Consider the following 25,915-nt stretch of genomic DNA (forward strand, 5'->3'; position numbering starts at 1 on the left):
CCTAGAGCAGCAAGGCGGCGAAGGCGAGAGCCAGCGCCGGGATAACGACCGTTGCAACGGCCACCGGAAGCAGCTCGATCCGCCCCGCGAAGGATCCCTGCAATCGCGCCGGATCAAAGGCCGGTGCGTCGGCAGCTTTGTCGAAAAAAGGCCATGCCGCCGCCAGGATCAGTGCGATGACGATGCCAAAGAAAATCCAGCCGTAGAAAATGTGATCAAACCCGGCGGCGAAATCCAGCCCGCGATAATGCGCGATGATCATGGTCCCCCAGGCGCGGATGCCGTTGGCGATGATCGGCACGATCACGCAGGCGGCCAGCAGCACGGCGCGGCGGCGCCAGCTTTCGAAACACAGATTGGCGACCAGCGCGCCGAGCGCGAGCATCGCGATGAGGAATTTGACGCCCGAGCACGCTTCGGCGACGTGAAACAGTCCGGCAGGCGTGGAAATGTAGAGGCCGTTCAAATGCGCAGGGACGCCGCTCCATCCGAGCAGCACCATGCTCATATCCGCCGTCAGCACCTGCAGCGGATAGATCAGCTCATCGCCGAAGGGGACGAGGAAGAAGGAAAAGAACAGCGGGAAGGCCAGCCCGCGCGCCACCATCGGCCCGCACAATGCCAGGACCGCGCTCTGTAGCATCATCGCCAGCGCGAGATGCCGCGCGAAGTTGATATCGAACGCATCGCCTATCAGCCAGAAAAGCGCAGCGAGCGCACTCCAGGCGAGGCCCGGCCACCAGGCGGCGGGGGTGAGCGCGGCGACCTCCTGCTGGCGCTGCCAGACCAGCCAGCCGAGAATCGGCAAGATCAGCAGGCAGTGATTATAGGTGGAGATGTTCCACCAGATATCGAACATCTGCGCCGCATCACGCCAGAACAGCGCGAGGATAGCCAGCCAAACACCGCCAAGCAAAGGCAGAGTGCGACCCCAGGCGGTCTCGCTGCACGAGAAGGAGGCGCTAAGCGCGGTCATGCCGGGGCCTCCACTGCGCGCGCTTCTGACAGACCCAGCAGTTCGCCCAGCGGCGCGAGCTGCGTATCCCAGCGATAGCGCTGTGCGACATGCGCGCGCGCGGCGCGGCCCATCGCGGCGCGGCGCGCAGGATCGGCCAGCAGCCCGGCGGCCAGCTCTTCTTCTTCGGCTGGGGTTTTCGCCACTTCCAGATGCGTTCCGGCGTCGGCATCGATCCCCTCGAACGCGGCTGCGCTGGCGAGCACCGGGCGGCCCATCGCCATCGCCTCCAGCACCTTGTTTTGAACACCGCGCGCGATGCGCAGCGGCGCCACCACAAAATCGGCGGCGGCAAGCCAGCTGCGCGTGTCGGGCACTTCGCCCGTCACGATCACGCCGTCATGTTTCGCAAGCGCCTTCACCTCCGGCGCGGGCGCGCGGCCGACAATGGCGAAGGAGACATGCGGGAACTGCGTGCGCAGCTGCGGCATCACGGCTGCCGTAAAACTTTCGACCGCCTCGATATTCGGCCGGTAATCCATCTGTCCCGTGAAGACGATCAGCGGGCCGGCCGGTCGGTCGGTCAGCGGCGCGATGTCTACCGCCTCCGGATCGAAGCGATCGAGATCGATGCCGTTGCCAACCGCCTTTACCCGCTCCGCCCCGCTGCGCCGGCGGAACAGCGCCGCTTCCGCCGCGCTCACGAACAGGCTGGCGTTCGCACGTTGCGCTACAGTTCGCTCGTAATCTGCGAGCAGCCGCGCCTCTCTCCTGTTGATCCAGGCCATCGGCCCACTTCCCTCGGCGCCGTAACGCTCAAACTTCGCGCTATCGACGTCGACGAAGTCCATTACGACGCGGCCCGAAAAGCGCTTGGGCACATATTGCGCCATCTGGCTGGAAAAGACGTAGATCGTCTCGATCCGCTCACGTTTCACCAGCCGCGCGATCCTGCGTTTCATCGACGGCGAATCGAACGCCGCGAGCGAAACCGGGCGTCCGCGCGCCAGCGCTCGCAATCCCGCCTTCCACATCGGCACCGTGCGGGGTTCGAGAATCGTGGACGCGGTCACTGCCTCCAGCGCTTCCGCATATTTCCAGTCGTCCAGCTGATCCACGAACGCCGCGACATGGACGGGCGCACGCTCCGCCATCCAGCGCAGCATATGGTAAGACCGGATTTTGTCACCGCGATCGGGCGGCCAGGGCATGCGGTGCGCAATGTAGAGGACGCTCATCCCAGCCCCTTGGCGATCCACGGTCCGATCAGATTGGCCACCGGCAGCGGCAGCTTCTGCCAGGTTTCCACCATCATGCGATATTTCGGGCTGGTTGGGTTCACATCGCGCCCCTGCCCGTCCACACTCCAGCTGGCATAGCGCAGCGGCTGCGGTTCGAAGCCCCAGTTCTTTTTGTAGCTCCACGGGCCGGTGCCGGTCTTGGAACGGCCGAAATCAAAACGGGTGCAGCCGCGCCGCGCCGCATGGTTCATCAGCGCAAAGTACATCATCTCATTGGCGCGTAAACTGCGGGCTGCATGCAGCCCCCCGCCCCAATAGGGCATCACCGTGCCGCGGTGGTACAGGCTGAGCACACTCGCCACCGGCTCGCCGCGGTGCAGCACCGTCAGAATGTCGGCATCGTCGCCAAACCTGTCCAGCATCGCGGAGAACAGCTTTCGCGGGAATACCGGCGTACCCAGATTGCGAACGCTTTCCGAATAGATGCGGTAATGCCACTCGCGGTCGCATCGCGCGCTGCCGACCTCCACCACCAGATCGGATGCCAGCGCCTTGCGGATTTCCGCCCGCTGCTTGCGCGGCACCGCCTTCAGCCGCGCATCCTCATCATCCGCCAGATGGGCGGAGAATCCGCAATAGGTGCTGTCATCGATCGACCAGCCCTGTCCTGCCGGATCGGTCCCGCCGCGCAGCTCCAGCGTCGCAAATCCACCTGCTTTGGCCTGCGACAGCGCTTGCTCGGTCAGTCCGCGCCGCGTGGCATGGTCGTCCGCGATGATGCCGCCGCCCACCGCAAAACCCGAGGAAACGAGCGCCTTGCCGAACAGCGCAGAGCGGATCTCGGTAAGCGGGACGAGGCCGCATATCCCAGCCACTCGGCGCGCGACGAGATAATGGCCGCGCTGTCCGCAACCGTCCTGCACCGCCTGCAACCAGGCAGGCCGATGGAAAGGCGTCGTATCGTCACGCTGAGCAAGAAACGCATCGATCTGCGCCACTGCCTGCTGGTCACTCAGCGAGACGCGCGCAATATTAGGCGCATGCTCGGTAAACGGCGCGCTCATGCCAGCCGCGCCTTTTCGGCAGCAGCCACCGCATCGACCCGGCCCCATGAAAATTCGCGCAGCATCCGCTCCAGCTTCCCCTCCATGGCGGACAGCTTCGTATAATGACGCAGCTTCGATTTCAGCGGGGCATCAGCAACGCGCGGCTGATCCGGATCAATCTCCCACGGGTGGAAATAGAAAATACCGGGATGGCTTTCCCGATTAACCTGCCCGAACGCCCAGCGAGAGAAGGCATAGGGGAACATCCGAAACCAACCCCCGCCCCCGGCGGCGAGCCGTTTGCCTGCGAAAACCGCAGTGGTGACCGGCAGCTCGATCAGGTCCGCGCCTGCCACGGGGCGAAAGGCGAAGCGGCCCGCTTCGGGCCAGCCGTAATGATCGTTCTGGATCGGCGCGACGCTGGAGGAATAGGCGTAGCCCTTCTCCGCCAGGATTTCGTGCGCCCAGGGCGTGCGCTTGTCGATCGAAAAGCTGGGCGCGCGGTATCCGGTGACGGCTGAGCCGCTGGCATCCTCCAGCAGCTTTTTCGCGCGATCGATATTCGCGGCGAAATCCTGGCGATCCAGCGTGAACACCCGTTCATGGGCATAGCCGTGGCTGGCGAGTTCATGGCCCGCCTCGACAATCCGCCGCATCAAAGCGGGATGGCGCTCGGCCACCCAGCCGAGGGTGAAGAAGGTTGCCGAAACACCGGCGCGTGCGAACAGATCGATCACCGCATCGGTATTGCGTTCGACGCGCCGCGCCAGCCCGTCCCAGTCGGCACGGTCGATCACATTCTCGAACGCGCCCACCTGAAACCAGTCTTCGATGTCGACGGACATCGCGTTGAGGACGGTGCCTTGAAGGATCGGACCCTGCTTCACGATTGGGGCTGGCCGTTCAGGCGGCGCGGCGGGCGGTCAGCTCATCGCCGCGCTCGACATGGTCCAGCAGCATCGCGACGAGCCGCTTGATCGTGGCTTCCTGACTGTCAATCCGCTCTTCCAGCCGTTCAATCTGCTCGGCCAGTTCGGCAACGCGGTCGTCGTCCGGCGCTTCGCCGTGCGGCGCGCTGTCAGGCACGGTTTCGAAAACGGGGGGCGTGGTGCCGGGGCGGAAGAAACCATGGATCACCGGACGGCTCTCCTCGGCCTGCTCATCTTCCGGCTTTGCGTCCGGCTCGTCCTCTTCGATCACGATCGAATCGGAAATGTTTTCCATGGGTGCCACTTCCGCGTCCGGCTCGTCTTCTTCAACAGCGGCCATTTCAGCAGTGGCTTCCGTCATCATTGGCGCCGGTTCCGGTTCGGCCGTGTCAGAAGTGGCCTGCAATTTTTGCTCTGGCCCACCGGCTTGCGTATCCTCAGCATCAGGCGCTTCAGCCGGCGTGGCGGGAACCGCGATCTGTACGGGCACCTCGCGGTCGCCTTCGATGTCGGCCAACACGTCTTCGATCAGCCCAACCTCGATCCGATCGATCTTCTCTACCGCGCCCATCAGAAGGACACGCGTCATCAACGAATTGAGCTTGCGCGGCACGCCGCCGCTCGCCTCGTAAAGCTTGTCGATCGCTTCCATCGTGAAGTCGGGGCGCCCGTTCCAGCCCACCTTGCCCAAGCGGTGCAGAATATAGGGCTCCATCTCCTCGGGCTGCATCGCCTCCAGATGATGCGTCGCGATGACGCGCTGGCGGAGCTGCTCCAGCCCCGGATCGGTCTTCAGCTGGTCACGAAATTCGGGCTGGCCGAGCAGGAAAATCTGCAGCAGCGCCTGATTGCCCAACTGAAAGTTGGAGAGCATGCGTAGCTCCTCCAGCGTTGCCGTAGGCAGGTTCTGCGCTTCGTCTACCACCAGCAGGCAACGGCGGCCTTGGCGCGCCTCGGCATGGAGGAACTGCTCGATCGCGCTCAGCGCATCACTCTTGGCATCGCCCGCCACCGCGACGCCGAAAGCTTCGGCGACCATATGAAGCAGATCGCCGCCTTCCAGCTGCGTCGTGACGATATTGGCGGCGTTCAGCCGGCCGGGATCCACCGTTTCCATAAGATGCCGCACCAGCGTGGTCTTGCCCGCGCCGATTTCGCCGGTGATGACGATGAAGCCCTCGCCCTGCGCCAGGCCATAGCCGAGATAGCTGAGCGCCTTCCGGTGCGTCCCGCTTTCGAAGTAAAAACGCGGATCGGGGGTGAGCTGAAAGGGCCTGCCGCTAAGCTCATAATATTGATCGTACATAGGCTGTCCTCTCCCCGCCGCTCAGAAGCTGTACCGCAGACCCAAAAGGGCCGAGGCGGTGACATCTTCGTTATTCAGACTGAAATCGTTCGTATCGAAATAATCCACGCCGAGGGCTGCCGTGGCATCCAGCCCGCGCCACAGGCTGCGATTGTAACCGGCATTGGCGCCCACCGCGAACACTTCCCCGCCGACATAGCCCGGATCATAATAATTCGCGTAAAGATTGGCGGTGACGCTGGACAGCGCGTCCAGATCACGCGCGACAAAGACGTTGGCGAAGTAATTCTGGTCCGAGATGCCGTCGATCTGCGCCTGAACGCCATCATTCGCCGTCAGGAAGGTACGCCGGTTGTAGCCGAGCGCGATGCCGGTCTTCCATCCGGACATGTCGGTCGAATAGCTCGCCGTCACGCCGCGGGAACGGAAGGCGGCGCCGTCTGCGGACTGCAGCACATCGTCGAAACAGATGCCGCCTTTGCTGGTGAACCCGCAGCTGCCGATGTCTCCGGTCAGCGGGTTGCTATACGCTTGGAAATCCGGCGTCAGGCCGCCCAAGCGATTGCGTAGCAAGCTGCCGTAATTGGTGACCGTGTCATAAACCGCGACGCCTACGGCGGAGCGATCGTCAAGCTGCCAGGAGAAGCTGCCCGTCAGGATCTCGCTGCCGTAACGCTGGCCGAAACGGGCCTCGAGAGAGGTACGGCGGCTCGGCCGCCACATCACGCCGACATCCCAGATGAACCCGTCCTGCTCGTAAGCGAGGAGCCGCGGGCTGGATTTATCGACCACGAGGCGTCCGTCATCGCCTGTCACCAGGGTGCCGTCCGCGGCCCGCACGACGTCGCGTTCGGAAATACGGATGCGCTCATAGCCCGCGCCGCCCACGGCTGCGAGGGTCGGGCTGACTGGGACGGTAAGATCGACCCTGCCGTAATAGTCCTCGAAACGGTTATCGAGCGCCCCGCCGTCGGCCCTTTCATAGCCGCCGCCGACCGACCAGCCGATAGGAAGATAGCCGCCTGGCTGCTGTCCGACTGAAGCGGTGACCGAATGGCTGGTGTTTTCGTCAAAGGGCACCGCGCCTACACCGGCAAAGGCAGGGTCGATGCCCTCATCCTCCACCTTGGTATAGCCGGCGCGGTACGCCGCACCGATGGTGACGCCGCCGGTCTGGATGCCCAGCGTCGGCCCGGCATATACCGAGTAAATCTGGCTGGTGTTCGCTGGATTGCCGACCAGATTGCTCGGCGCAGCGCCCCCGGCGTTGATCCGGCTGCGCGCGGCCAGCGCTCCGGCGTCGACCGAAAGGCCGCGGGCCAGCTGTACGCTGCCCGCGGCAAGGCCGGTTAGATAGTCGCTGTCGGCGGTATTATCGTCATAGGTAATCAGCCGCTCATAGCGGGCACTGATCCCGGCCTCGACGCGGCGCTGGCTGATGCGCGCTTCCACGCCCGCCGCCACCGTGGTGTAGGTGACGACATCGTTGTCCGCGCCCGTTCCGGTGAAGACCACCTGATTGAGCTCGACATAGGGCTGGATATCGGTGCGGACAGCCGAGCCACCTGCGCGGGCAGCGGGCGGAACCTCACCCGGCACATCCTGCGGTAGGAGCGGCGGCGCTTCCTGCGACGGCGGCGCATCGTAGCTCGCGCCATAATCCTGCGCAGCTGCGGGAGCGGTCAGTGCCATTACGGACAGTCCGGCGAGAAGCCATTTACGGACAGTCATTTCTGCCCTCCATTTCCATAATAGGAGCCGAATTTGCGGCCCGTTGGAGAAAATTGCGTGCCGTTCAGCAGCAGCTTGATGTCATCGCAGCCACTCAAGAGACCGATCGCATCGCGGAGCGCCGCTTCGCTGGTCTCGTCCGCCTTCACGACAAGCAGAACCTGCCCGGCATGAAGCGCCAGAACGCTGGCGGGCGAGGCTGCCAGAGCCGGCGGGCTATCGAAGATCACAATGCGGTGGGGGTCTGCCGCCTCGAGCCGCTGGAACACTGTCTCGGTGCGGTTCGAGGCGAGATATTCGGTGTCGGATTTGCTGCGCATGCCAGACGGAAGCAAGGTGAAGCCTGGAATATCGGTGCCCAGGATCAGGCTTTCGACATCGCGCGCGGGATCGGCCAGCGTATCCATCAGGCCGGGCAGCGTCTCGCCCTCCTCCTCGCCATCCTGAATGCCGAGCGTCGGCAGGATCGAGGGACGCGCGAAATCGGCATCGACCAGCAGCACGCGGTTGTCGCGTTCATTGGCGAGCGCCAGCGCCAGGTTGATGGCGCAGAAGGTCTTGCCCTCGTCCGGATTGGCCGAGCAGACAAGGATACGGCGGCCATGCGGAGAAGCCTCCACACCCTTCCCGCCCGTCGCCGACAGCAGAAGCTGCCGTTTGACGATGCGAAATTCCTCGACGAGCATGCCGACTGCGGCTTCCGGCACGATCAGATTGTTCTCGCGCAGCCGCGCCCGATCGATTGCGACATGGAAGCCGGGCTGGCGCGGAGCGGGCGCCATCGTCTCGCGGATCGGCACGGGTTGCGGCGCGGGGCGCTGCGGCTGAGGAGCTGCGGATTGCGAAGCCTCGGACTCGCGCTCGGGCTCCGCCTGGGATGACGCGGGCGGGGTTCCTTCCGGACGCCGCAAGGCCGCGCCGAAATCATAAACCTCGGCGGCGCGTTCGAGCAGCGATGGCTGCCGGCGGATCGGATCGTGCTTGCTCATTGCCATCCCCCTCAGGCGACCGTGCCGCGCTGGATGAACTCAACCATCATCAACAGCAGGAACACGCCCGCCAGCGCCCCCGTCCCCCCGAAGAACAGCTTCAGCTTGCGTTTGCGCGCGGCGCGCTGCGCCTCGGTCAACATTTCAGAGATCGAGCCGATGACCGGCAGGCCGCTCGCTTTCTCCAGCGATCCGGCGGTCGGGAAGCTGGTGCGCAGCTGCGACAGCGCAAAGGCCGCTCCGGCACCGCCCGCGAGGCCCAGGACCAATACTGCTGCAAGGAGCAGTGGACGGTTAGGCGCGGCGGGCACGCGGCTCATGCTCGGCGGATTGACCACACGGAACTGCGTGAGATCGGTTTCTTCCTCAACCTCACCCTTCAGGCGCATATTCTCGCGCTCGGCCAGCAGCTTGTCATATTGCTGCTTGAGCACGTCATAATCCTGGCTGATTCGCTCATATTCGGCCTGTACGCCGGGTTCGGCGGACTGCTTGCCGATCAGGCGGCTGACATCAGCCTCCAGCGCGGATTTGCGCGCGCGCAGCGCCGAAACGGTCGCCGCCCGCTCGGCCTGCATGGACTGGAGAGAGGAGTAAGCGGGGTTCGGCGTCTTGAAGCTGCCGCCGCCCGATTCGCCCGCGCCGGAAGCACGCAGGCTCGCAATCTGTTCCTTCAGCGCGATGACATCCGGATGGCTGTCCGTCCAGCCGCGCGCTCTTGCCGAAGCAAGCTGGCCCTGAAGCTGCGAAATCTGGCTGCCGCCGCCGCTGGGATTGGGCGTGGAGAGCATGGCCGGCGTACCGGCAAGCTGGCCGTTCAGCGCGGCGAGCGAGCTTTGCGCGGATGCCAGCTGGCTATCGATCTGGCTGAGCTCCGCGCGTGCGGAAAGGAGCTGCTGGCTGGCCGATCCGGCACCAGGCAAAAGCCCGAGATTCTGCGTCTCGAACGCCACGCGCTTCTGCTCTGCGTCCTGCAATTCTTTTTGCCGATCGGCGAGCTGTTGATCCAGGAAGCGCAGCGCCTGGCTGGTGCGCCCGGCACCGCCGGCGATGTTCTCCTCCTGGAAAATGTCGATGATCTTCTGCGCGATATCGCGGGCCAGTGCCGCCGCCTCGCCGTCCGAGCGGCCCGCGCCGGACTGCTTCACCGTGATGTTAAACACATTCGGCTGATCCGACTTAACCTCGATATTCTCGCGCAGGGAGACGATCTTGGTCGCCATTTCGCGATCCGAGGAAATATTGTCGCCCAGCTTGGTGGCGCGGATCACCTTTTCCAGATTGTCCGCAGACAGCAGCGTCTGCTGAATCTGGTCCATCTGCTGACGCTGATCGTTGCGATCGTCGATCATGCTGGTGGACAGCATGGCCTGCTGTCCCACGAACAGCTTGGCCTCCGAGGCATAGGTGTTGGGGATCAGCGCGACGACCAGCCAGCCCAGCAGGCAGATGCCCCAGGCCACGGCCAGCGCCAGCCAGCGCCGGTTCCAGACGCGGTACAGCGCGATGCGGATTTCGTCATAGAGACCGTTCAAGGCTGGATATCCTTCATCAAGGAGCGGGCGCGCTTCAGAACATGCTTTCGGGGATGATGATCACATCGCCGGGCTGCAGCAGCACGTTCGCCTTGCTGTCGCCGCGCTTCAGCAGATCATCGATCCGCACCGAATATTCGCGCTGCACGCCCGAATCGGTGTCCGCGCGAATGAGGCGCGCCTTGTTGCCCGCCGCATATTCGCTGAGGCCGCCGACCGCGATCATCGCATCCAGCAGCGTCATGTTCGCGCGGTAAGGGATGGAGGCAGGCTTCTCCGTCGCACCGACGATGCGGATCTGCTGGCTGAAAGTACCGGCGAAGGACTTCACGATCACCGATACGATGGGATCGTTGATATATTCCGCTAGCCGCACCTTGATGTCGTCGGACAGCTGTTTTGGCGTTTTGCCCACAGCGGGCAGATCGGTGATCAGCGGCGTGGTGATACGCCCGTCCGGCCTAACCTGCACCGTCGCCCCCAGCTCCGGATTGCGCCAGACGAAGATCTGCAATTCATCGAGTGGGCCGATCACATATTGTGCGCTCGGTGCTTCCGTCTTTGAAACATAGGTTGCTGGCGGCAGCTGCGGCCCAGTCGGTCCACCCGCACAGGCGGAGAGCAGAGTGAGGCCGGAGAGCATCGCCAGCTTCGCGATTTCAGAGCTTCGCATCGATCGTTCACCTTAAAGCGCGCAGTCCACATGGAGCGCGAACAAATTTCCGCATCTGGCATGCCGGAAAAGGGTGAACAGACCGTTAGGATTGAATGATATGCCGGGCGCTCACCACGATTATCGCCACTTTAACCGCGCAGCCGATCACAATGGTTCAATTTGATACAGCAGCGCTTCCGGCCGTTTAGATCAGCATCTCTCGCGCAGGACCCTGCCCCAGGAAATTGGCCGGAGAGGCGCTGGCCCCATAGGCCCCAGCGCAGAAGATCGCGACCAGATCACCGACATCGGCGCGGGGCAACATTGCGCTGTCGCTCAAGCGATCGAGCGGCGTGCAGAGGCACCCGACCACGCTCTGCACCTCATCCGCAGGCGCATCGAAACGGTTGGCGATGCCAACGGGATAGTTGCGGCGGATGACCGTGCCAAAATTGCCGCTGGCGGCGAGCTGATGATGCAGCCCGCCATCGGTGATCAGGAATATCTCGCCATGGCTTTCCTTGCGGTCGACAATACGCGTCAGATATACGCCCGCCTCGCCTACCAGATAGCGGCCAAGCTCGATGGCGAAATGGGTATCCGCCAGCGATGGGGGCAGGTTCGCGAGCTCATCGCCCAGCGCATCGCCCACGGCGGCGGTGTCCAGCGCGACATCGCCCGGAAAATAGGGAATGCCGAAGCCCCCGCCCAGATTGACATGGGGTGGGTTCGCACCGGCTTCTTCCGCCAGCCTGGCGGCCAGCGCAATCGTCTGCCCTTGCGTCTCGATCAGAGCCTCGGCCTTCAGCGCCTGGCTGCCCGCATAGATGTGAAAACCGCGCCAGTCCGCACCCGCTTCGATCAACCGGCGTACGAGGTCGGGAACGCGGCCTTCGTCGATCCCGAATTGTTTGGCACCGCCGCCCATTTTCATGCCCGATCCCTTAAGATCGAAGCTGGGATTCACGCGGATTGCAATCCTGAGCGGCTTGCTTAACCGATCCGCGATGGCGAGCGCGCGATCCGCCTCTCCTTCGGATTCGCAATTGAGCGTCACGCCCTGCCGGATGGCCGCTTCCAACTCGCGATCGCGCTTGCCCGGTCCTGCAAAGCTAATGCGGGCGGGATCGACACCGGCGGCCAGCGCCAGTTCAAGCTCGCCGCCGCTGGCGATATCGAACCCGTCGACAAGACCGTTCATATGCTCCAGCAACGGACCGAACGGATTGGCCTTCATCGCATAATGGATCGCCAGCCGCTCCGGCATCGCCGCCCGAAGGTCCTCGAATTTCTGAGTCAGCAACGCGCGCGAATAAACGAACAGCGGCGTCTCGCCCGCCTCAGCCGCCACATCGGTGAGCTTTGCGCCATCAACCGAGAGCACGCCGTCCAGCGCCTCCCATCCGGGTGGGATCGGGCCGATCGGTTTCATAGCTGATCCTTCAGCGCGGTACGGTCGATCTTGCCGTTTGCGTTCTTCGGGAACTGGTCCAGCCAGATGATCTCCGCCGGTTGCATGAAGTTGGGAAGCGTCGCTTTCAGATGCATGCGCAAAGCCGCCTCGTCCCCGGAACCGCGCGCGAACAGCACGATCGCTTCGCCAAGCGCCGCGTCCTTTCGGCCCATGGCACAGCTTTCGTTCACCGCATCGCTGGCGTCGGCGGCCTCCTCGATCTCCTGCGGAGACACGCGGTTCCCGCTCGTCTTGATCATCGCATCGTCGCGCCCCACGAAATACAGCAAGCCATCAGCCCCTCGCTTCACCGTATCGCCGGACCAGACGGCGGTGCCGCCATAGCGGGAAAAGGCGGGCGCGGGCTTGAAGCGCTGCGCCGTCCGTTCGGTATCGCGCCAGTAACCCTGCGCAACGAGCGGCCCGGCATGCACCAGTTCTCCCGGTGCATCGGGCGCGGCTTCGGAACCGTCCGGTGCCACCACCATGATTTCGGCATGCGGGATGGCCTTGCCCATCGATGTCGGATTGCCGTCGATCAGCGCCGGATCGAGATAGGTCGATCGAAAAGCCTCGGTCAGCCCGTACATAGCATAGAGATCGGCGTCCGGAAAAATGCCGCGCAGCTTCGCGACCAGCCCCGGCGTCAGCGCACCCCCGCTGTTCGTCAGCCGCCGCATCGGCGCTGCCGCCTCTTCGGTCCAGGCCTGCTCAACCAGCTGCACCCATAATGGCGGCACCGCGGCGAGTGTCGTGACACGATGCTTCGCACAAGCCTTCACCACGTCCTTGGGCGTCAGATAATCGAGCGGCGCGACCGATCCGCCCGCCGCCCAGGTGCTGAGCAGCTGGTTCTGGCCATAATCGAAGCTCAGCGGCAGCACGGCGAGCGTTACATCGTCGGCAGAAAGCTTCAGATATTGCGCCACGCTCAGCGCGCCCAGCCACATATTGGCGTGGCTCAGCATCACGCCCTTGGGCCGACCGGTCGATCCTGAAGTATAAAGGATGGCGGCGAGGTCGTCCGTGTCGCGGCTCTCCGGGGAAGGCTCCATTGCCTCGCCAGTATCGAGCGCCGCTTCCGCTTCATGCTCTTCCATCGCCTTCGCGTCCGAAAGGTCGCCAGGCTCCAGCGTCCCGAGCCGCGCCTTGCCCGCGATCAGCAGCCGCGCACCGCTGTCGGACAGGATGTGCGCCACCTGTGCGCGCTTCAGCAGCGGATTGACCGGCACGTGGACTAACCCCGCGCGCGCTGCAGCCAAGGGCATCAGGCAGGCGATCTCCGTCTTTCCCATCCAGCTCGCCGCGCGGTCCCCCGCCACCAAGCCTTGCGCCAGCAGCCAGGAAGCGATCCTGCCGATACGGAGATTTAACGCCTCGTGGTTAATCGTGCCGCCACGCAGGCGCAAAGCCGGCGCGTCGCGCCTGCCGCGAAGCGCCAGATGATCAAGCGGAAGGACGGCGGGATGCGGCATGAAGTGGTAAAGTCTCACTCGCTGAAACAACGGGATTGGGCGGATGTGGTGACTTCGAAAGGTGAATATCACGATAATTTTGCCGAGGCGAGCGCCGCCCGTGCCTTTGCGCGGGCGAGCCAAACCCGCCTGTTCGACCGCGCCGAATATCTTGCCCCGCTCCGCGCCGCCGCGTTCGCAGACAGGGCGCTGAAGCTGCTCCGCGTGGCCGAGGGGGGCGCCGAACTCTGGCTGCCGCTGGTGGAGGAAAGCCCGGGCGATCTGAAAGCGCTGTCGAACTGGTACAGCTTCCGCTGGTCGCCCGTATTTACAGGCGCGCCCGGCGCGATCGAGCGTGATCTGCTGATGCGCACCGCGGCCCGCGCGCTTGGGAAGCAAGCCCGCGCCGTCACGCTTTCGCCGCTCGCAGAAGACGATGCGCAGGATCTGCGCGTCGCTCTGGCGGCCGAAGGCTGGCACGTGACCGTGGAGCAATGCGACGAAAACCACATCCTGCGCCTGAAGGGCCGCGGTTTCGAGGAGTATTGGGCCGCCCGTCCCGGCCGCCTGCGCAGCACCGTAAAGCGCAAGAGCAAGTCCGGTGCGGTCGAAATCCGCATCCTTGACCACTATGACGAAGCCGCATGGAATGATTATCGGACGGTCTATGCACGCAGCTGGAAACCCGAAGAGGGTAGCCCGGACTTCCTGAAGGGGCTGGCCCAAAGCGAAGGCGCGGGCGGATCGCTGCGCCTCGGCCTTGCCTATATCGACGGGCAATGCGTCGCCGCGCAGTTCTGGACATCCGAGCACGGCGAAGCGCTGATCCACAAGCTGGCTTATGATGAGCGCTATGCCAAGGCATCCGCCGGCACGCTGCTGACCCACGCCTTGTTCCGCCATGTGATCGAACAGGACGGCGTCGATCTGGTTGATTACGGGACCGGATCGGACGCCTATAAGCACGACTGGATGGAGGAAATACGCCCGCGTTTCCGATTGATCGCGAGGCGGCCCGGCCATCCCGCCAACTGGCCAGGCCTCGCCAGAGCAAAGCTCGCACAGCTTGTGCGGCGGCGCAGCAGCGTCTAGGGGCGGCGTGAGCGCTTAATTCAGGGGATTTCGAGCTGGTGGCAGAGAATATGCAAGCCGATCTGGCGGTTCGTTCCTTGCTGGTCGACGTACTCGGCCTGGACGCAGAGCGCGTCGCGCGTTTCGATGCGGATACGGAGCTCTTCGGTGCAATTCCGGAGCTCGATTCGATGGCCGTTGCCGGGCTCCTGACCGAGCTGGAAGACCGCCTGGATATCGAGATCGACGACGATGACGTCGACGCGGAAATCTTTGAAAACTTCGGCAATCTGGTCGCTTTCGCCGAGGCGAAGCAGGACTGATGCCCGGCGCGCTGCGCCACCTCTCCTATCATTTCGACGGGCGGGCCGAGCAGCTGCTGACCATCGGCAGCGGCGATCCCGTCATCCTGTTCGTGCCGCCGCTGTTCGATGAGATGAACCGTATGCGCCGCACGCTGGTGCTGGCCATGCATGCGCTGGCTGAGCGCGACATTGCGAGCACGCTCATGGACCTGCCGGGTGCCAATGAAAGCCTGGCGCCGCTGGAAGAACAGAGCCTAACGCGCTGGCGGGAAGCCGTTGAAGCGGCAGCAGGCCAATTACAGCCGCGCTGCATAGCCTCGGTGCGCGGCGGCTGTCTGATCGACGACGGAGCGTCAGCAGAATTGCGCTGGCGTTTGTCGCCCGCAAAGGGATCCAGCCTGCTCAAAACGCTGCTACGCACCCGCATCGCCGGAGAGCGCGAGGACGGACGCACCGTGACCGCCGGCGAACTGATGGAGCAGGCCAGGTCTGCGCCGATCGAGCTGGCCGGCAATTGGCTTGGCCCTGCGATGATTGCAGAGCTCGACGCTGCCCGTCCAGCGGATGTGCCCGCACGCGAAGTGATGCCCGGCCAAGGCGAAGGCGCAATCACCGGCTCCGCGCTCTGGCTGCGCGCCGAGCCGGGCGAGGACGCCGTCATGGCGAAGGCAATCGCGGACGATCTGGCGGAATTGCTGGCATGAGGCGGTTCGTCTCGTTCGACTGCGGTGACGACCGGCTGGCCGCGACGCTCGATGAGGCGGATGGAAAAACCGGCCTGCTGATCGTGAGCGGGGGCAATGAAATCCGCGCAGGCGGTCATGCTAACCAGTCGCGCCTCGCAGCCTGGGCGGCAGCCCAGGGTTATCCCGCCTTTCGCTACGATCGGCCCGGCATCGGTGACAGCGAAGGGGATAATCGCGGCTTCCTGCATGGCGGCGAGCCCCTAAGGGCGGCTCTCGCCGCATTCCGCCGGGAGGCACCGCAGCTGAGCCGCATCGTCGCCTTCGGCAATTGTGACGCCGCCACCACCTTGCTGTTCACGCAAGCCGATATCGACCGGCTGGTCATCGCCAATCCTTGGCTGATCGAAGCTGCAGACGATGCTGAGGAGGAAGAGGCTGACGCCTTGCCCTCCAGCGCCGCGATCCGGGCGCGGTACATCGCCCGGCTCAAAAATCCCGGTCGCCTCGCGCGCGATCTGTTTGGCGGCGCAATCGACCTCAAAAAGTTCGCGCGCGGCCTATCGCGCCTGCGCGCGCCCGAGCCGCCGTCCGCCCTCGCAAACCGTGCCGCTGCCGCCATAGCCGAACGGACTACGCCTACCGATATTCTGATCGCGAAGGGCGATACCACGGCGCTTGCTTTTCAAGCCGCTTGGAAATCCGCCGCCTTCGTAAAAGCACGTGCGAATCCGCGCATCCTGCTGATCGAGCATGGAACCAGCTCACACAGTTTTTCGGATGATGCCGCACAAAGCTGGCTGCGAGAACAGTTGCTGGCGGCTTTAGCAGAATGAAAAAACGCCCGCCGGTCCACGCAGAACCGACGGGCGCATTCCATTCACGGTAGCCCGATCAGTCGAACTGCTCTTCCAATCGATCAGTCAGCTTTTCGCCTTCGCTGATTTCGCGGTGGGCGTTTTGCACGACGGCGCGCGTTTCCGGCGTGAAATCATCCTTGTCGAGCGCTTCGCGGAACTTCTTCTCGATATAATCCTCGCCCTCTTCGACGCGCTCGGCAGCGCGTTCGTTCGAATCACCGAAGGCATCGGCGAGGGTAGTAAAGGCACGGTGAGCAGCACCTGCGGTGCTGCCATTGGTGCGGGCCTCGCCGCCAAGACGGCGAATTTCTGCATTGAGCTCCTCAACCGTGTTGCGACGCTTGGACGCCTGCGCGGTCAGCGTGCCTTTAAGGCCGGCGTTGGTAGCCTTCTCGGCCGCCTTTTCATAACCAAGCGCGCTGTCGATCGCGGTGTCGGTGAGGGTTTCAAGAAGCGAAAGTCCATCGGCCATGTCAAATCTCCATACTGTGGGAGCTTGGCAAACGGGTGCAGCGGGCATTGGATGCAGGCGCAACGACTAATCTGATAAAAATCAAGTGAAGGAACTCAGGGGGAAAGACCCGATGCAGTCAGCTTCAGCCACAAAAATACCCCGGATATCGCGAGAAATCCGGGGTTCTGTTGGTAGCGGAGGAGGGACTTGAACCCCCGACACGCGGATTATGATTCCGCTGCTCTAACCACCTGAGCTACTCCGCCCCATCGGGCTTCCGGCGGGTCTGCCCGCTGGATCGCGGCGCTATAAGGCGGGGTTTTGACGGCGTCAATAACCCCCTGCCGTATTGCATCGCGCCGCAGTACGAGCCACCAATACGCCCATGGATAGCGAAAATTCGAGCGAACAGTACGACGTCCTCATTGTTGGGGCAGGCCATGCCGGCGCGCAGGCCGCCATCAACCTGCGACAGGGCAAGTTTGAAGGCACGATCGGGCTCTTCGGGGACGAGCGGGCGCATCCTTATGAACGCCCGCCCCTCAGCAAGGAATATCTCGCCGGGGACAAGCCGTTCGAGCGCATTTTGTTGCGTCCGGAGGATTTCTGGGGCGAGCGCGGCATCGATTTTCAGTCCGGCGCGCGGGTGGCCTCGGTCGACCCGCTGGCGAAAACGCTGCGGCTTGCAAATGATCGGGAAGTGGCGTTCGGCAAACTGATCTGGGCGGCGGGCGGCAGCCCCCGCATGCTGCCCTGCCCCGGCGCGGGCGCAGCGAACATCCACGCCATCCGCCGCAAGCGCGATGTCGATCTGATCCGCGAGCAGCTGGACGTTGCGCAGCGGATCGTCATCGTCGGTGGCGGTTATATCGGGCTGGAGGCAGCCGCGGTAATGCGCAAAATGGGCAAGCAGGTCACCGTCCTGGAGGCGCTGGACCGCGTGCTCGCCCGCGTCGCCGGGCCGCAACTGTCGCGCTTCTACGAAGGCGAGCATCGCGAGCAGGGCGTCGACATCCGCCTCGAATCGATGGTGGAGCTGTTCGAAACCGATGAGCGCGGGCGCGCCGTTGCCGCAGTGCTAACCAGCGGCGAATCCCTTCCGATGGACATGGGGCTTATCGGTATCGGAATCGTTCCCGAAGTCGGCCCGCTGGTGAGCGCGGGCGCGGCCGGCGGCAACGGTGTCGATATCGACAGCCAGTGCCGCACCAGCCTGCCCGATGTGTACGCAATCGGCGACTGCGCGGCGCACGGCAATCCCTATGCCGACGGCGCGCATATCCGGCTGGAATCGGTGCAGAACGCCAATGACATGGCGCGCGTGGCCGCGATGCACATCTTGGGCAAGCCGATGGATTACGACGCCGTGCCCTGGTTCTGGTCCAACCAATATGATCTGAAGCTGCAGACCGTGGGGCTGTCGACCGGCTTCGACGATTGCGTGCTGCGCGGCGATCCGGCGGAGCGCAGCTTCTCGCTCGCTTATCTGCGCGATGGGCAGTTGATCGCGCTCGATTGCGTCAACAAAACCAAGGATTATGCGCAAGGGCGTGCGCTGATCACGGCAAAGGTACGTCCCGATCGCGAGCAACTGGCCGATGCGGGCCTGACGCTGAAGGAAGTTGCGCTCGTCTAGCGCCCGCGAAAGCTGTGGCGGCCGGTCTTTTCCCACGGCCCGCCGCGATAATAGAAGCTGCCGAGCCCGGTGATGGCAAAGGGCCGCGGCTCGAAGCTTTCCTTCAGCTCCGCGAACAGTTCCTTCGATTCGGCCGGCGTCACCTTGTTCTGCACTGTAACATGGAGCCGTGGGCGCGCCTGATCCTGCGGCGTCAGCATGCCGTGGAAACGCTCCGCCAGTTCGTCACGCATCGCCAGCAGGTCCGGGCTTTCGATCCGGTAGGCCACGCCCTTGCCCAGATGCATCACCTCGCTGAGCCGTGCGCGCGGCGGCGGATGATCCGCGGCCAGCCGGGCGAGCGCTTGTTCCACTTCCCGCGTGCAGGATGGCGGCAAGTGGTGAAAGAGCGTCACATGCGCGTCGAGAAAATTGCGTTCCGGCGGGAAATGCCGCTGGCGCAGGCCGTTGGCCCAGGCGAAATCCTCCGGCCCCATCAGGGCGGTAACGATGATCGGCGCGGGATCGCTCACCGGCCCCGCCTCCTCACATCTCTCCCCGCTGGCGGCGGATCGCGTACCATTTGGCGACGTTGGCGTTGTGCTCCGCCAGCGTGTTGGCAAAGACATGGCCGCCCTTCCCATTCGCTACGAAATATAGCGCGGGGCTGTCCGCCGGATGCAGCACCGCCTCGATCGAGGCACGGCCGGGATTGGCGATCGGCCCTTTGGGCAGACCGGTCATGGAATAGGTGTTGTAATCGTTCACATCCGCGATCTCGGACTGGCGGATGCGGCGGCCCAGCGGCTTGCCCTTCGTGATCGGGTAGATGATCGTCGGATCGGCCTGCAGCATCATATTTTGGCGCAGGCGGTTGGAATAGACCGCGGCGACCGTCGTGCGCTCGGAAGGCACAGCCGTTTCCTTTTCGACGATCGATGCCAGCGCGAGGGCTTCTTGCGGTGTTTTCACCACGATGTTGGGATCACGCTTCGGCCAAAGCTCGGCCATCGTCTTCTGCATCGCGGCCTGCATGCGGCCCAGTACGGCCTGACGCGTTTCGCCGCGCTGGAAGCTGTAGCTTTCGGGCAGGACGGAGCCCTCGGCGGGCACTTCCACATCACCGGTTAGCAGCGGCTCGGCCATCAGCGTGTCGCGCACCATGACGGACGGCATGCCTTCGGGGATGGTCACCAGCCGGGAAATGGTATCCCCGCCCTGCAGGATGTCCATGACGTCCGAATTGCTGGCCCCGGCGGGAATGAAGAACTCGCCTGCCTTGATGTTGGCACCGCCGCCCAGCAGGCGCGCGCGGTTCAGGAACGCCTGCGCGGACTTGATCGCGCCCGCCTCTTGCAGGGTTTCCGCCGCCTTGGTGAGAGTGGAGCCTTCCTTGATCACCACCGTTAGGTCCTTCGGGGCCGGTCCTGCTGCGGTCCAGCCATAGACGAAGTTTCCGCCCACGAAGAGCGCCGCGCCGATGGCGATGACAAGGATGAAGAGACCGATCTTACGCACGCGCCATGCTGTAGCGCGCACGCAGGCGGGCGGGAAGAGCGCATGTGCCCTTCCCGCCGAAGCCTTCTCGTTGTCAGCGCAAGATCAGATCTTCTTCATCACCAGGCTGGCATTGGTGCCGCCGAAGCCGAAGCTGTTGTTCAGCACCGCGCGCACTTCACGCTCGCGCGCCTTATGGGGGACAAGGTCCACGCCCTCGGTTCCTTCATCCGGGTTGTCCAGATTGAGCGTGGGCGGGACGATCTGATCGCGCAGCGCCAAGATACAGAAGATGCTCTCCACCGCGCCCGCGCCGCCGAGCAGATGGCCGATCGCCGACTTGGTAGACGACATCGATGCGCCGGACAAATCGTCGCCGAACACGCGCTTGGCCGCGGCCAGTTCGATCGTGTCCGCCATGGTCGAGGTTCCGTGAGCGTTGATATAATCGATGTCCGAAGGCTCCATTCCCGCCTTGCGCAGCGCCATGCGCATCGCAAGCTCGGCGCCCTTGCCTTCGGGATGGGGAGCCGTGACATGATAGGCATCGCCCGACAGGCCGTAACCGACGACCTCGGCGTAGATCTTCGCGCCGCGCGCCTTGGCATGCTCATATTCTTCCAGGCACACCACGCCCGCGCCCTCGCCCATTACGAAGCCGTCGCGGTCCTTGTCGTAAGGACGGCTGGCCTCGGTCGGGCGATCGTTCATGCTCATGTTGAGAGCGCGCGCCTGAGCAAAGCCGGCAACGCCAAGCGGGTTGATCGTGCTTTCCGCACCGCCTGCCAGCATCACGTCCGCATCGCCATCACGGATCATGCGCGCAGCATCACCGATCGAGTGCGCGCCCGTGGAGCAGGCGGTGACGACCGCATGGTTCGGCCCCATCAGGCCATATTTGATCGAAACCTGACCGCTGATGAGGTTGATAAGGCGGCCGTGCACGAAGTGCGGGCTGACCCGGCCCGGCCCGCGTTCGTGCAGATTGACCGATTCGATCTCGATGCCCGGCAGCCCGCCGATGCCCGAACCAATCGAAACGCCGGTGCGCAGCTTCAGATCATCGTCCATATCGGCAAGGCCCGCGTCCTCGAGCGCCTGACCGGCGGCATCGATGCCATAGACGATGAACGGATCGACCTGCCGCTGGACCTTGTGGTCCACGCGCTTGTCCGGATCAAAACCGAATTCGTGATCCTTAGGTTTTACCTCGCACGCGATCTGGCATTTCTGATTGCTCGCGTCGAAACGCGTGATCGGCCCCGCGCCCGATTTGGAGGCGAGGATGTTCTTCCAGGCGGTTTCCACGTCCGCACCCAGCGGCGTCACCAGCCCGAGCCCCGTTACCACGATCCGACGCATGTCTTGTCCCTCAACCTTCAATCTTGCCATGCGGCCCGCCTCCGGGCCTCAAACGCAAACGGCCCTCCGCCCGCTAACCGGACCGGAGGGCCGCCTGAAATCAATCACCGGCCCTAACGGCCAGCCGTCCGATCAACCGGCCTTTACGTTCCGGATATAATCGATCGCGTCCTTCACGGTCGTGATCTTCTCAGCGGCATCGTCCGGAATCTCGACGTTGAATTCTTCTTCGAACGCCATGACCAGCTCGACGATATCGAGGCTGTCCGCGCCGAGGTCGTCGATGAAGCTCGCATCCTCGGTCACCTTGTCGGATTCCACGCCGAGATGTTCAACAACGATCTTCTTTACGCGTTCCGCAATATCATCACTCATGAGATGAGCCCCTTTTATGGTCTAGAAACTGTTTGTCGTCCGCTGCCCTACTTGGGCCTTGCCTTATAGGCAAGAGGGCCCGCGCGGGCGGTGTTGGCTGTATAACGGCTGAACCCGCCAGCGGCTCCGCCGGGCGCGGGCTGCCGCGACGCTCGGCGTCAGAGCATCGCCATGCCGCCGTTCACGTGCAGCGTCTCGCCGGTCACATAACCCGCTTCGCGCGATGCGAGATAGGTGACGGCCGCCGCGATGTCCTTGCCCTCACCCAGATCGCCTACGGGGATCCGGCCGAGCAGCGCCTGCTTCTGCGCATCCGGCAGCGCGTCGGTCATGTCCGAACGGATGAAACCGGGCGCCACGCAGTTCACGGTGATGCCGCGGCTCGCCAGTTCCTGCGCCAGCGCCTTGGACATACCGACGAGGCCCGCCTTGGCAGCGGCATAATTCGCCTGGCCCGGATTGCCGGTGGCTCCCACGATGCTGGTGATCGAAACGATCCGCCCGAACCGCGCCTTCATCATCGGCCGCGCGGCAGCCCGCGATAAGCGAAAAGCGGCCTCCAAGTTCACCTTGATCACATCGCTCCACTCCTCGTCCTTCATCCGCATGGCGAGGTTGTCGCGGGTTATGCCGGCATTGTTGACGAGGATATCGAGCTTGCCGAGCTTTTCGATGGCGGACGGCACCAATGCATCCACCGCTTCCGGATCGGACAGGTTGCACGGCAGGCAGACGTGATTCTCGCCCGCCAGCGTCGCCTTCACTTCATCCAGCTTGCCCTCGCGCGTGCCGGACAGTGCGATCGTCGCACCCTGTTCTGCCAGCGCCGCGGCGATCGCGGATCCGATCCCGCCGCTGGCGCCGGTTACGAGCGCGGTCATGCCTGAAAGGTCGAACATTGGTCTCTCCATGAATTACAGTTTGCCCGTGTCCGGGCTGTTTAACTCTCAAAGGCTTTTGATCAGCGCCTCGATGTCGTCCATCGACTGTACGCTCATGACTTCGGCGTCGGTGACGGTACGGCCGACCATCGGGCCGACGACCTTGCCGCCAATTTCGATGAAGCGCTCGGCCCCGCCCTGGTGCATCGCGAGCACACTCTCGCGCCAGCGCACGCGGCCGGTGACCTGATCGACCAGCAGTTCGCGGATCACGTCCGGATCGCTCACCGCCTCGGCAGTGACGTTGGCGTAAAGCGGTACCGATGGCGCGCGGATCGCGGTTTCGGCGAGCGCCTTTTCCATTTCTTCGGCAGCGGGCTTCATCAGCGGGCAGTGGAAGGGCGCGGACACGGGCAGCAGCACGCCGCGCTTGATGCCGTGATCCTTCACCATCGCCACGGCGCGGTCGATCGCCGCCTTGTGGCCGGAAATGACGACCTGACCCGGATCATTATCGTTCGCGACGGTGCAGATTTCGCCGTCCGCTTCGGCGGCTTCGGCCAAGTCTTCGGCCTTGGCGACATCGGCGCCTAGCAGCGCGGCCATCGCGCCCTCGCCCACCGGCACCGCGCGCTGCATCGCCTGCCCGCGCAGTTTCAGGAGGCGCGCCGTCTCCGCCACGGGGATCGCGCCCGCGGCGCACAGCGCGCTATATTCGCCCAAGGAATGCCCGGCGACATAGCCCGCCACATCGGCCAGCTTCACGCCGCCTTCCTTCTCCAGCACGCGGATCACCGCCATGGACAGCGCCATGATTGCGGGCTGTGCGTTTTCGGTGAGGGTCAGTTCCTCGGCCGGGCCGTCCTTCATCAGCTGGAACAGCTTCTGGCCGAGCGCGTCGTCGACTTCCTCGAACAGTTCGCGCGCATGCACGCTCGCTTCGGCGAGATCGGCGCCCATGCCGACCTTCTGGCTGCCTTGTCCGGGAAAAATGAATGCACGCATGCCAAGTCCTGTCCGCTGTTGAATTCGGGCGGCGGGTTAGGACGGTGGGCGGGCGAGCGCAAGACTGCGCCCGCCCCACTCCTGTTCGGTACGGATGCTCCCGGCTGTTACGCCGAGGCGAACATCTCCGGCTCCAGCGCCATCAGGCTTTCGCCGCCCGCTTCGATCTTGCGGCGGAGCGCGCCGGCGTCGGGCATGATCCGCTCAGCGAAGAAGCGCGCGGTGACGAGCTTGGCTTCGGCAAAGCTGTCGCCTTCCATGCCAGCCGCAGCGCGCGCCATGCGCAGCCACATCAGGCCCAGCGCCACGATGCCCATGATATGCATGTAGCTGTGCGCGCCCGCGCCGACATTGTTGGGGTTCTGCATGCCATTCTGCATGAACCACATGGTCGCCGCCTTCAGCTCGCCATTGGCCTTTTCCAGACGCTCTGCGAAGTCCTTCACCTTCTCGTCCGACTTGGCATCGGCGCATTCCTCGTCGACCAGCTTGAAGAACGCCTGGATCGCGCGGCCGTTGTTCTGGGCCAGCTTGCGGCCGACCAGATCCATCGCCTGCACGCCGTTGGTGCCTTCGTAGATCATGGCGATGCGCGCGTCGCGGACATATTGCTCCATGCCCCATTCGGCGATGTAACCATGGCCGCCATAGACCTGCTGCATATTGGTGGCGATGTCATAACCCTTGTCGGTGCCATAGCCCTTGATGACGGGGGTCAGCAGGCTGATGAGGTCGTCCGCCATCTGCTTCTCATCGTCATCGGTGGATTTCACCGTAAGGTCCACCTGCAAGGCGCCCCAGATGCACAGCGCGCGCAGGCCCTCGGTCAGCGCTTTGCCCTCCATCAACATACGGCGCACATCCGGGTGAACGAACAGCGTGTCGGCCTTCTCGTCCGTGTCCTTCGGGCCGGTGAGCGCGCGCCCCTGGCGGCGATCGGCGGCATATTGCACGCCGTTCTGATAGGCGACTTCGGCAACGCCGAGACCCTGCAGCCCGACGCCCAGGCGCGCCGCGTTCATCATGATGAACATGGCGGCCAGGCCCTTATTCTCCTCGCCGACCATATAGCCGGTGGCGCCGTCATAGTTCATGACGCAGGTGGAATTGCCGTGGATGCCCATCTTGTGCTCGATCGAGCCGCAGGTCACGGCATTCCGATCGCCAAGCGAACCGTCGTCGTTCACCATCATCTTGGGCACGATGAACAGGCTGATGCCCTTCACATTGTCCGGCGCGTCCGGCGTCTTGGCGAGGACGAGGTGGATGATATTGTCGGTCAGGTCATGCTCGCCCGACGAGATGAAGATCTTGGTGCCGGTGATGGCATAGCTGCCGTCTTCGTTCGGCACCGCCTTGGTGCGGATAAGGCCGAGGTCCGTGCCGCACTGCGGCTCCGTCAGGTTCATGGTGCCGCCCCATTCGCCCGACACCATCTTGGGAACATATTTTTCCTTCTGCTCCTGGCTGCCCTTGGCGAGGATCGCGGAAACCGCGCCATGGGTCAGGCCCGGATACATGGCGAAGGCCATGTTCGCGCTGGTCATATATTCCTCGAACGCCATCGCCATCACGTGCGGCAGCTCCTGGCCGCCGAACTCTTCCGGCGCGGCCAGCGTGCCCCAGCCGCCCTCGCGGAACTGGGCATAAGCCTCTTTGAAGCCCTTTGGCGTCGTCACGCTGCCATCCTCATGGCGCGTGCAGCCTTCCTGATCGCCGCTCTGGTTGAGCGGAAAGAGGACTTCGGCAACGAACTTGCCGCCTTCGTTCAGGATCGCCTCGACCATGTCGGAAGACGCGTTCTCGAAACCGGGCAGGTTCGAATAGCGATCAAGGCCGATCACATGATCCAGGATGAAGCGGGTGTCGCGGACGGGGGCACGATATTGGGGCATTGCGAGTCCTTAGGCTGTCGGTTTTTGTCGGTATGAATTCAGGCGCGGCGGGCGGTGCGGGTTTCGCGCATCTCTTCACGCTCCACCTCTTCCACCTGCGCCACGAAATCGATGAGTTCGTCGATCGCGCTCTCGATATCCGCCTTCTGGCGGGTCAGGCTGTCGATCCGTTCACGGCATTTCTCAATGGTAACGCGGCGCTGCTTGTTCCGGCCGTCGTCCACATCGTAGAGATCGATCATCTCACGAATTTCCGAGAGGCTGAAACCGACGCGCTTGGCGCGCAGGATCCAGGCAAGGCGGGCGCGATCCCGCTTGGAATAGATGCGCGACAGGCCCGAACGCTCGGGCGCGATCAACCCCTGGTCCTCATAGAACCGGAGCGCGCGCGGCGTGACGTCGAACTCTCGGCTGAGATCGGAGATGCCATACCGCTCACGCCCGTCGCCCGGCGTGTCGATCGTGGCGTTTCCGGAAATGGGCTGCGGCATGACGGGCTCCTTGGATGCACGGAACGGAGCGCAATGTACTTTACGTTTGCGTAAACGTCAAGTTCGATGCGTCATCGCAGGATGGAATGTGCCAAGTGCCCGCGACCTCCGTTCGCCGTGAGCTTGT

Annotated in this window: 25 protein-coding genes and 1 tRNA gene; 5 read left to right on the forward strand and 21 right to left on the reverse strand. The window is 63.9% G+C overall.

Going from position 1 to position 25,915, the window contains the following annotated elements; translation table 11 throughout:
• Window position 1 precedes the first annotated feature (1 nt).
• From xrtA to I6A82_RS11130, 11 genes are all read right to left on the reverse strand, one after another.
• Window positions 2-976 (reverse strand): exosortase A, encoded by a 975-nt coding sequence (gene xrtA, locus I6A82_RS11080; RefSeq protein WP_198094920.1) that lies wholly within the window; start codon window positions 974-976, stop codon window positions 2-4.
• Window positions 973-2,193, reverse strand: a complete 1,221-nt coding sequence (locus tag I6A82_RS11085) for a TIGR03087 family PEP-CTERM/XrtA system glycosyltransferase (protein ID WP_198094921.1) — start codon at window positions 2,191-2,193, stop codon at window positions 973-975. Before I6A82_RS11085 ends, xrtA begins: the two co-directional genes overlap by 4 nt.
• Complete coding sequence (locus I6A82_RS11090; RefSeq protein WP_198094922.1) at window positions 2,190-3,260, reverse strand: FemAB family XrtA/PEP-CTERM system-associated protein; 1,071 nt, start codon at window positions 3,258-3,260, stop codon at window positions 2,190-2,192. Before I6A82_RS11090 ends, I6A82_RS11085 begins: the two co-directional genes overlap by 4 nt.
• Window positions 3,257-4,087 (reverse strand): XrtA system polysaccharide deacetylase, encoded by an 831-nt coding sequence (locus I6A82_RS11095; RefSeq protein ID WP_198094923.1) that lies wholly within the window; start codon window positions 4,085-4,087, stop codon window positions 3,257-3,259. The genes I6A82_RS11090 and I6A82_RS11095 overlap by 4 nt, the downstream gene beginning before the upstream one ends.
• 58 nt (window positions 4,088-4,145) lie before the next feature.
• On the reverse strand, window positions 4,146-5,477 hold the full coding sequence (locus tag I6A82_RS11100) for an XrtA/PEP-CTERM system-associated ATPase (RefSeq protein ID WP_198094924.1): 1,332 nt from the start codon (window positions 5,475-5,477) through the stop codon (window positions 4,146-4,148).
• A 21-nt stretch (window positions 5,478-5,498) separates the two neighbouring features.
• Complete coding sequence (locus I6A82_RS11105) at window positions 5,499-7,208, reverse strand: hypothetical protein (protein WP_198094925.1); 1,710 nt, start codon at window positions 7,206-7,208, stop codon at window positions 5,499-5,501.
• Window positions 7,205-8,197: an AAA family ATPase gene (locus I6A82_RS11110; RefSeq protein ID WP_198094926.1), complete on the reverse strand. Its 993-nt coding sequence runs from the start codon at window positions 8,195-8,197 to the stop codon at window positions 7,205-7,207. The genes I6A82_RS11105 and I6A82_RS11110 overlap by 4 nt, the downstream gene beginning before the upstream one ends.
• An 11-nt stretch (window positions 8,198-8,208) precedes the next feature.
• Entirely contained in the window at window positions 8,209-9,732 is a 1,524-nt protein-coding gene (locus I6A82_RS11115) for an XrtA system polysaccharide chain length determinant (RefSeq protein ID WP_198094927.1), read from the reverse strand.
• A gap of 34 nt (window positions 9,733-9,766) precedes the next feature.
• Entirely contained in the window at window positions 9,767-10,405 is a 639-nt protein-coding gene (locus tag I6A82_RS11120; protein ID WP_198094928.1) for an XrtA/PEP-CTERM system exopolysaccharide export protein, read from the reverse strand.
• Window positions 10,406-10,592: 187 nt separating this feature from the next.
• Complete coding sequence (locus tag I6A82_RS11125; protein WP_198094929.1) at window positions 10,593-11,819, reverse strand: pyridoxal-dependent decarboxylase, exosortase A system-associated; 1,227 nt, start codon at window positions 11,817-11,819, stop codon at window positions 10,593-10,595.
• Window positions 11,816-13,315: an acyl-CoA ligase (AMP-forming), exosortase A system-associated gene (locus I6A82_RS11130; RefSeq protein ID WP_198094930.1), complete on the reverse strand. Its 1,500-nt coding sequence runs from the start codon at window positions 13,313-13,315 to the stop codon at window positions 11,816-11,818. The genes I6A82_RS11125 and I6A82_RS11130 overlap by 4 nt, the downstream gene beginning before the upstream one ends.
• Before the next feature lie 48 nt (window positions 13,316-13,363).
• On the opposite strand from I6A82_RS11130, the gene I6A82_RS11135 reads away from it, so the two are divergent.
• From I6A82_RS11135 to I6A82_RS11150, 4 genes are read left to right on the forward strand one after another with little or no spacing between them, the layout of a single operon-like run.
• Window positions 13,364-14,386 carry a GNAT family N-acetyltransferase gene (locus tag I6A82_RS11135; RefSeq protein WP_198094931.1) on the forward strand — a complete coding sequence of 341 codons (1,023 nt, stop codon included), beginning with the start codon at window positions 13,364-13,366 and terminating at the stop codon, window positions 14,384-14,386.
• 50 nt (window positions 14,387-14,436) lie between these two features.
• Window positions 14,437-14,688: a phosphopantetheine-binding protein gene (locus tag I6A82_RS11140; protein WP_198095601.1), complete on the forward strand. Its 252-nt coding sequence runs from the start codon at window positions 14,437-14,439 to the stop codon at window positions 14,686-14,688.
• Window positions 14,688-15,374: a hypothetical protein gene (locus tag I6A82_RS11145; RefSeq protein WP_232343422.1), complete on the forward strand. Its 687-nt coding sequence runs from the start codon at window positions 14,688-14,690 to the stop codon at window positions 15,372-15,374. The genes I6A82_RS11140 and I6A82_RS11145 overlap by 1 nt, the downstream gene beginning before the upstream one ends.
• A complete protein-coding gene (locus tag I6A82_RS11150) occupies window positions 15,371-16,189 on the forward strand; it encodes a hydrolase 1, exosortase A system-associated (RefSeq protein ID WP_198094932.1) in 819 nt (272 codons plus the stop codon). Before I6A82_RS11145 ends, I6A82_RS11150 begins: the two co-directional genes overlap by 4 nt.
• 58 nt (window positions 16,190-16,247) lie before the next feature.
• Here the strand turns inward: I6A82_RS11150 and I6A82_RS11155 are convergent, their stop codons facing one another.
• The gene (locus I6A82_RS11155) at window positions 16,248-16,685 is read right to left on the reverse strand and encodes a ferritin-like domain-containing protein (protein ID WP_198094933.1); all 438 of its coding nucleotides are present in this window, start codon (window positions 16,683-16,685) and stop codon (window positions 16,248-16,250) included.
• Window positions 16,686-16,856: 171 nt separating this feature from the next.
• A tRNA-Met gene (locus I6A82_RS11160) sits at window positions 16,857-16,933 on the reverse strand.
• A gap of 119 nt (window positions 16,934-17,052) precedes the next feature.
• On the opposite strand from I6A82_RS11160, the gene I6A82_RS11165 reads away from it, so the two are divergent.
• Window positions 17,053-18,303 carry an NAD(P)/FAD-dependent oxidoreductase gene (locus I6A82_RS11165; RefSeq protein ID WP_198094934.1) on the forward strand — a complete coding sequence of 417 codons (1,251 nt, stop codon included), beginning with the start codon at window positions 17,053-17,055 and terminating at the stop codon, window positions 18,301-18,303.
• Here I6A82_RS11165 and I6A82_RS11170 read toward each other — a convergent pair.
• The 8 genes from I6A82_RS11170 to I6A82_RS11205 form a co-directional block, all read right to left on the reverse strand.
• Complete coding sequence (locus tag I6A82_RS11170; RefSeq protein ID WP_198095603.1) at window positions 18,300-18,779, reverse strand: 2'-5' RNA ligase family protein; 480 nt, start codon at window positions 18,777-18,779, stop codon at window positions 18,300-18,302. The two genes, I6A82_RS11165 and I6A82_RS11170, sit on opposite strands and share 4 nt — an antisense overlap.
• Window positions 18,780-18,828: 49 nt before the next feature.
• Complete coding sequence (mltG, locus tag I6A82_RS11175; RefSeq protein ID WP_198094935.1) at window positions 18,829-19,800, reverse strand: endolytic transglycosylase MltG; 972 nt, start codon at window positions 19,798-19,800, stop codon at window positions 18,829-18,831.
• An 84-nt stretch (window positions 19,801-19,884) separates the two neighbouring features.
• A complete protein-coding gene (fabF, locus tag I6A82_RS11180) occupies window positions 19,885-21,141 on the reverse strand; it encodes a beta-ketoacyl-ACP synthase II (protein ID WP_187336987.1) in 1,257 nt (418 codons plus the stop codon).
• Between the two features lie 132 nt (window positions 21,142-21,273).
• Window positions 21,274-21,516, reverse strand: coding sequence for an acyl carrier protein (locus I6A82_RS11185; RefSeq protein WP_187336440.1), 243 nt, complete (start codon window positions 21,514-21,516; stop codon window positions 21,274-21,276).
• A gap of 158 nt (window positions 21,517-21,674) precedes the next feature.
• Window positions 21,675-22,415 (reverse strand): 3-oxoacyl-ACP reductase FabG, encoded by a 741-nt coding sequence (fabG, locus tag I6A82_RS11190; protein WP_198094936.1) that lies wholly within the window; start codon window positions 22,413-22,415, stop codon window positions 21,675-21,677.
• 48 nt (window positions 22,416-22,463) lie between these two features.
• Complete coding sequence (gene fabD, locus I6A82_RS11195; protein ID WP_198094937.1) at window positions 22,464-23,402, reverse strand: ACP S-malonyltransferase; 939 nt, start codon at window positions 23,400-23,402, stop codon at window positions 22,464-22,466.
• A 107-nt stretch (window positions 23,403-23,509) separates the two neighbouring features.
• Window positions 23,510-25,297: an acyl-CoA dehydrogenase C-terminal domain-containing protein gene (locus tag I6A82_RS11200; protein WP_198094938.1), complete on the reverse strand. Its 1,788-nt coding sequence runs from the start codon at window positions 25,295-25,297 to the stop codon at window positions 23,510-23,512.
• A gap of 38 nt (window positions 25,298-25,335) precedes the next feature.
• A complete protein-coding gene (locus I6A82_RS11205) occupies window positions 25,336-25,788 on the reverse strand; it encodes a MerR family transcriptional regulator (protein ID WP_187336444.1) in 453 nt (150 codons plus the stop codon).
• Window positions 25,789-25,915 lie beyond the last annotated feature (127 nt).

The organism is Novosphingopyxis sp. YJ-S2-01, assembly GCF_016093175.1.
Classification (GTDB): Bacteria; Pseudomonadota; Alphaproteobacteria; order Sphingomonadales; family Sphingomonadaceae; genus Novosphingopyxis; species Novosphingopyxis iocasae.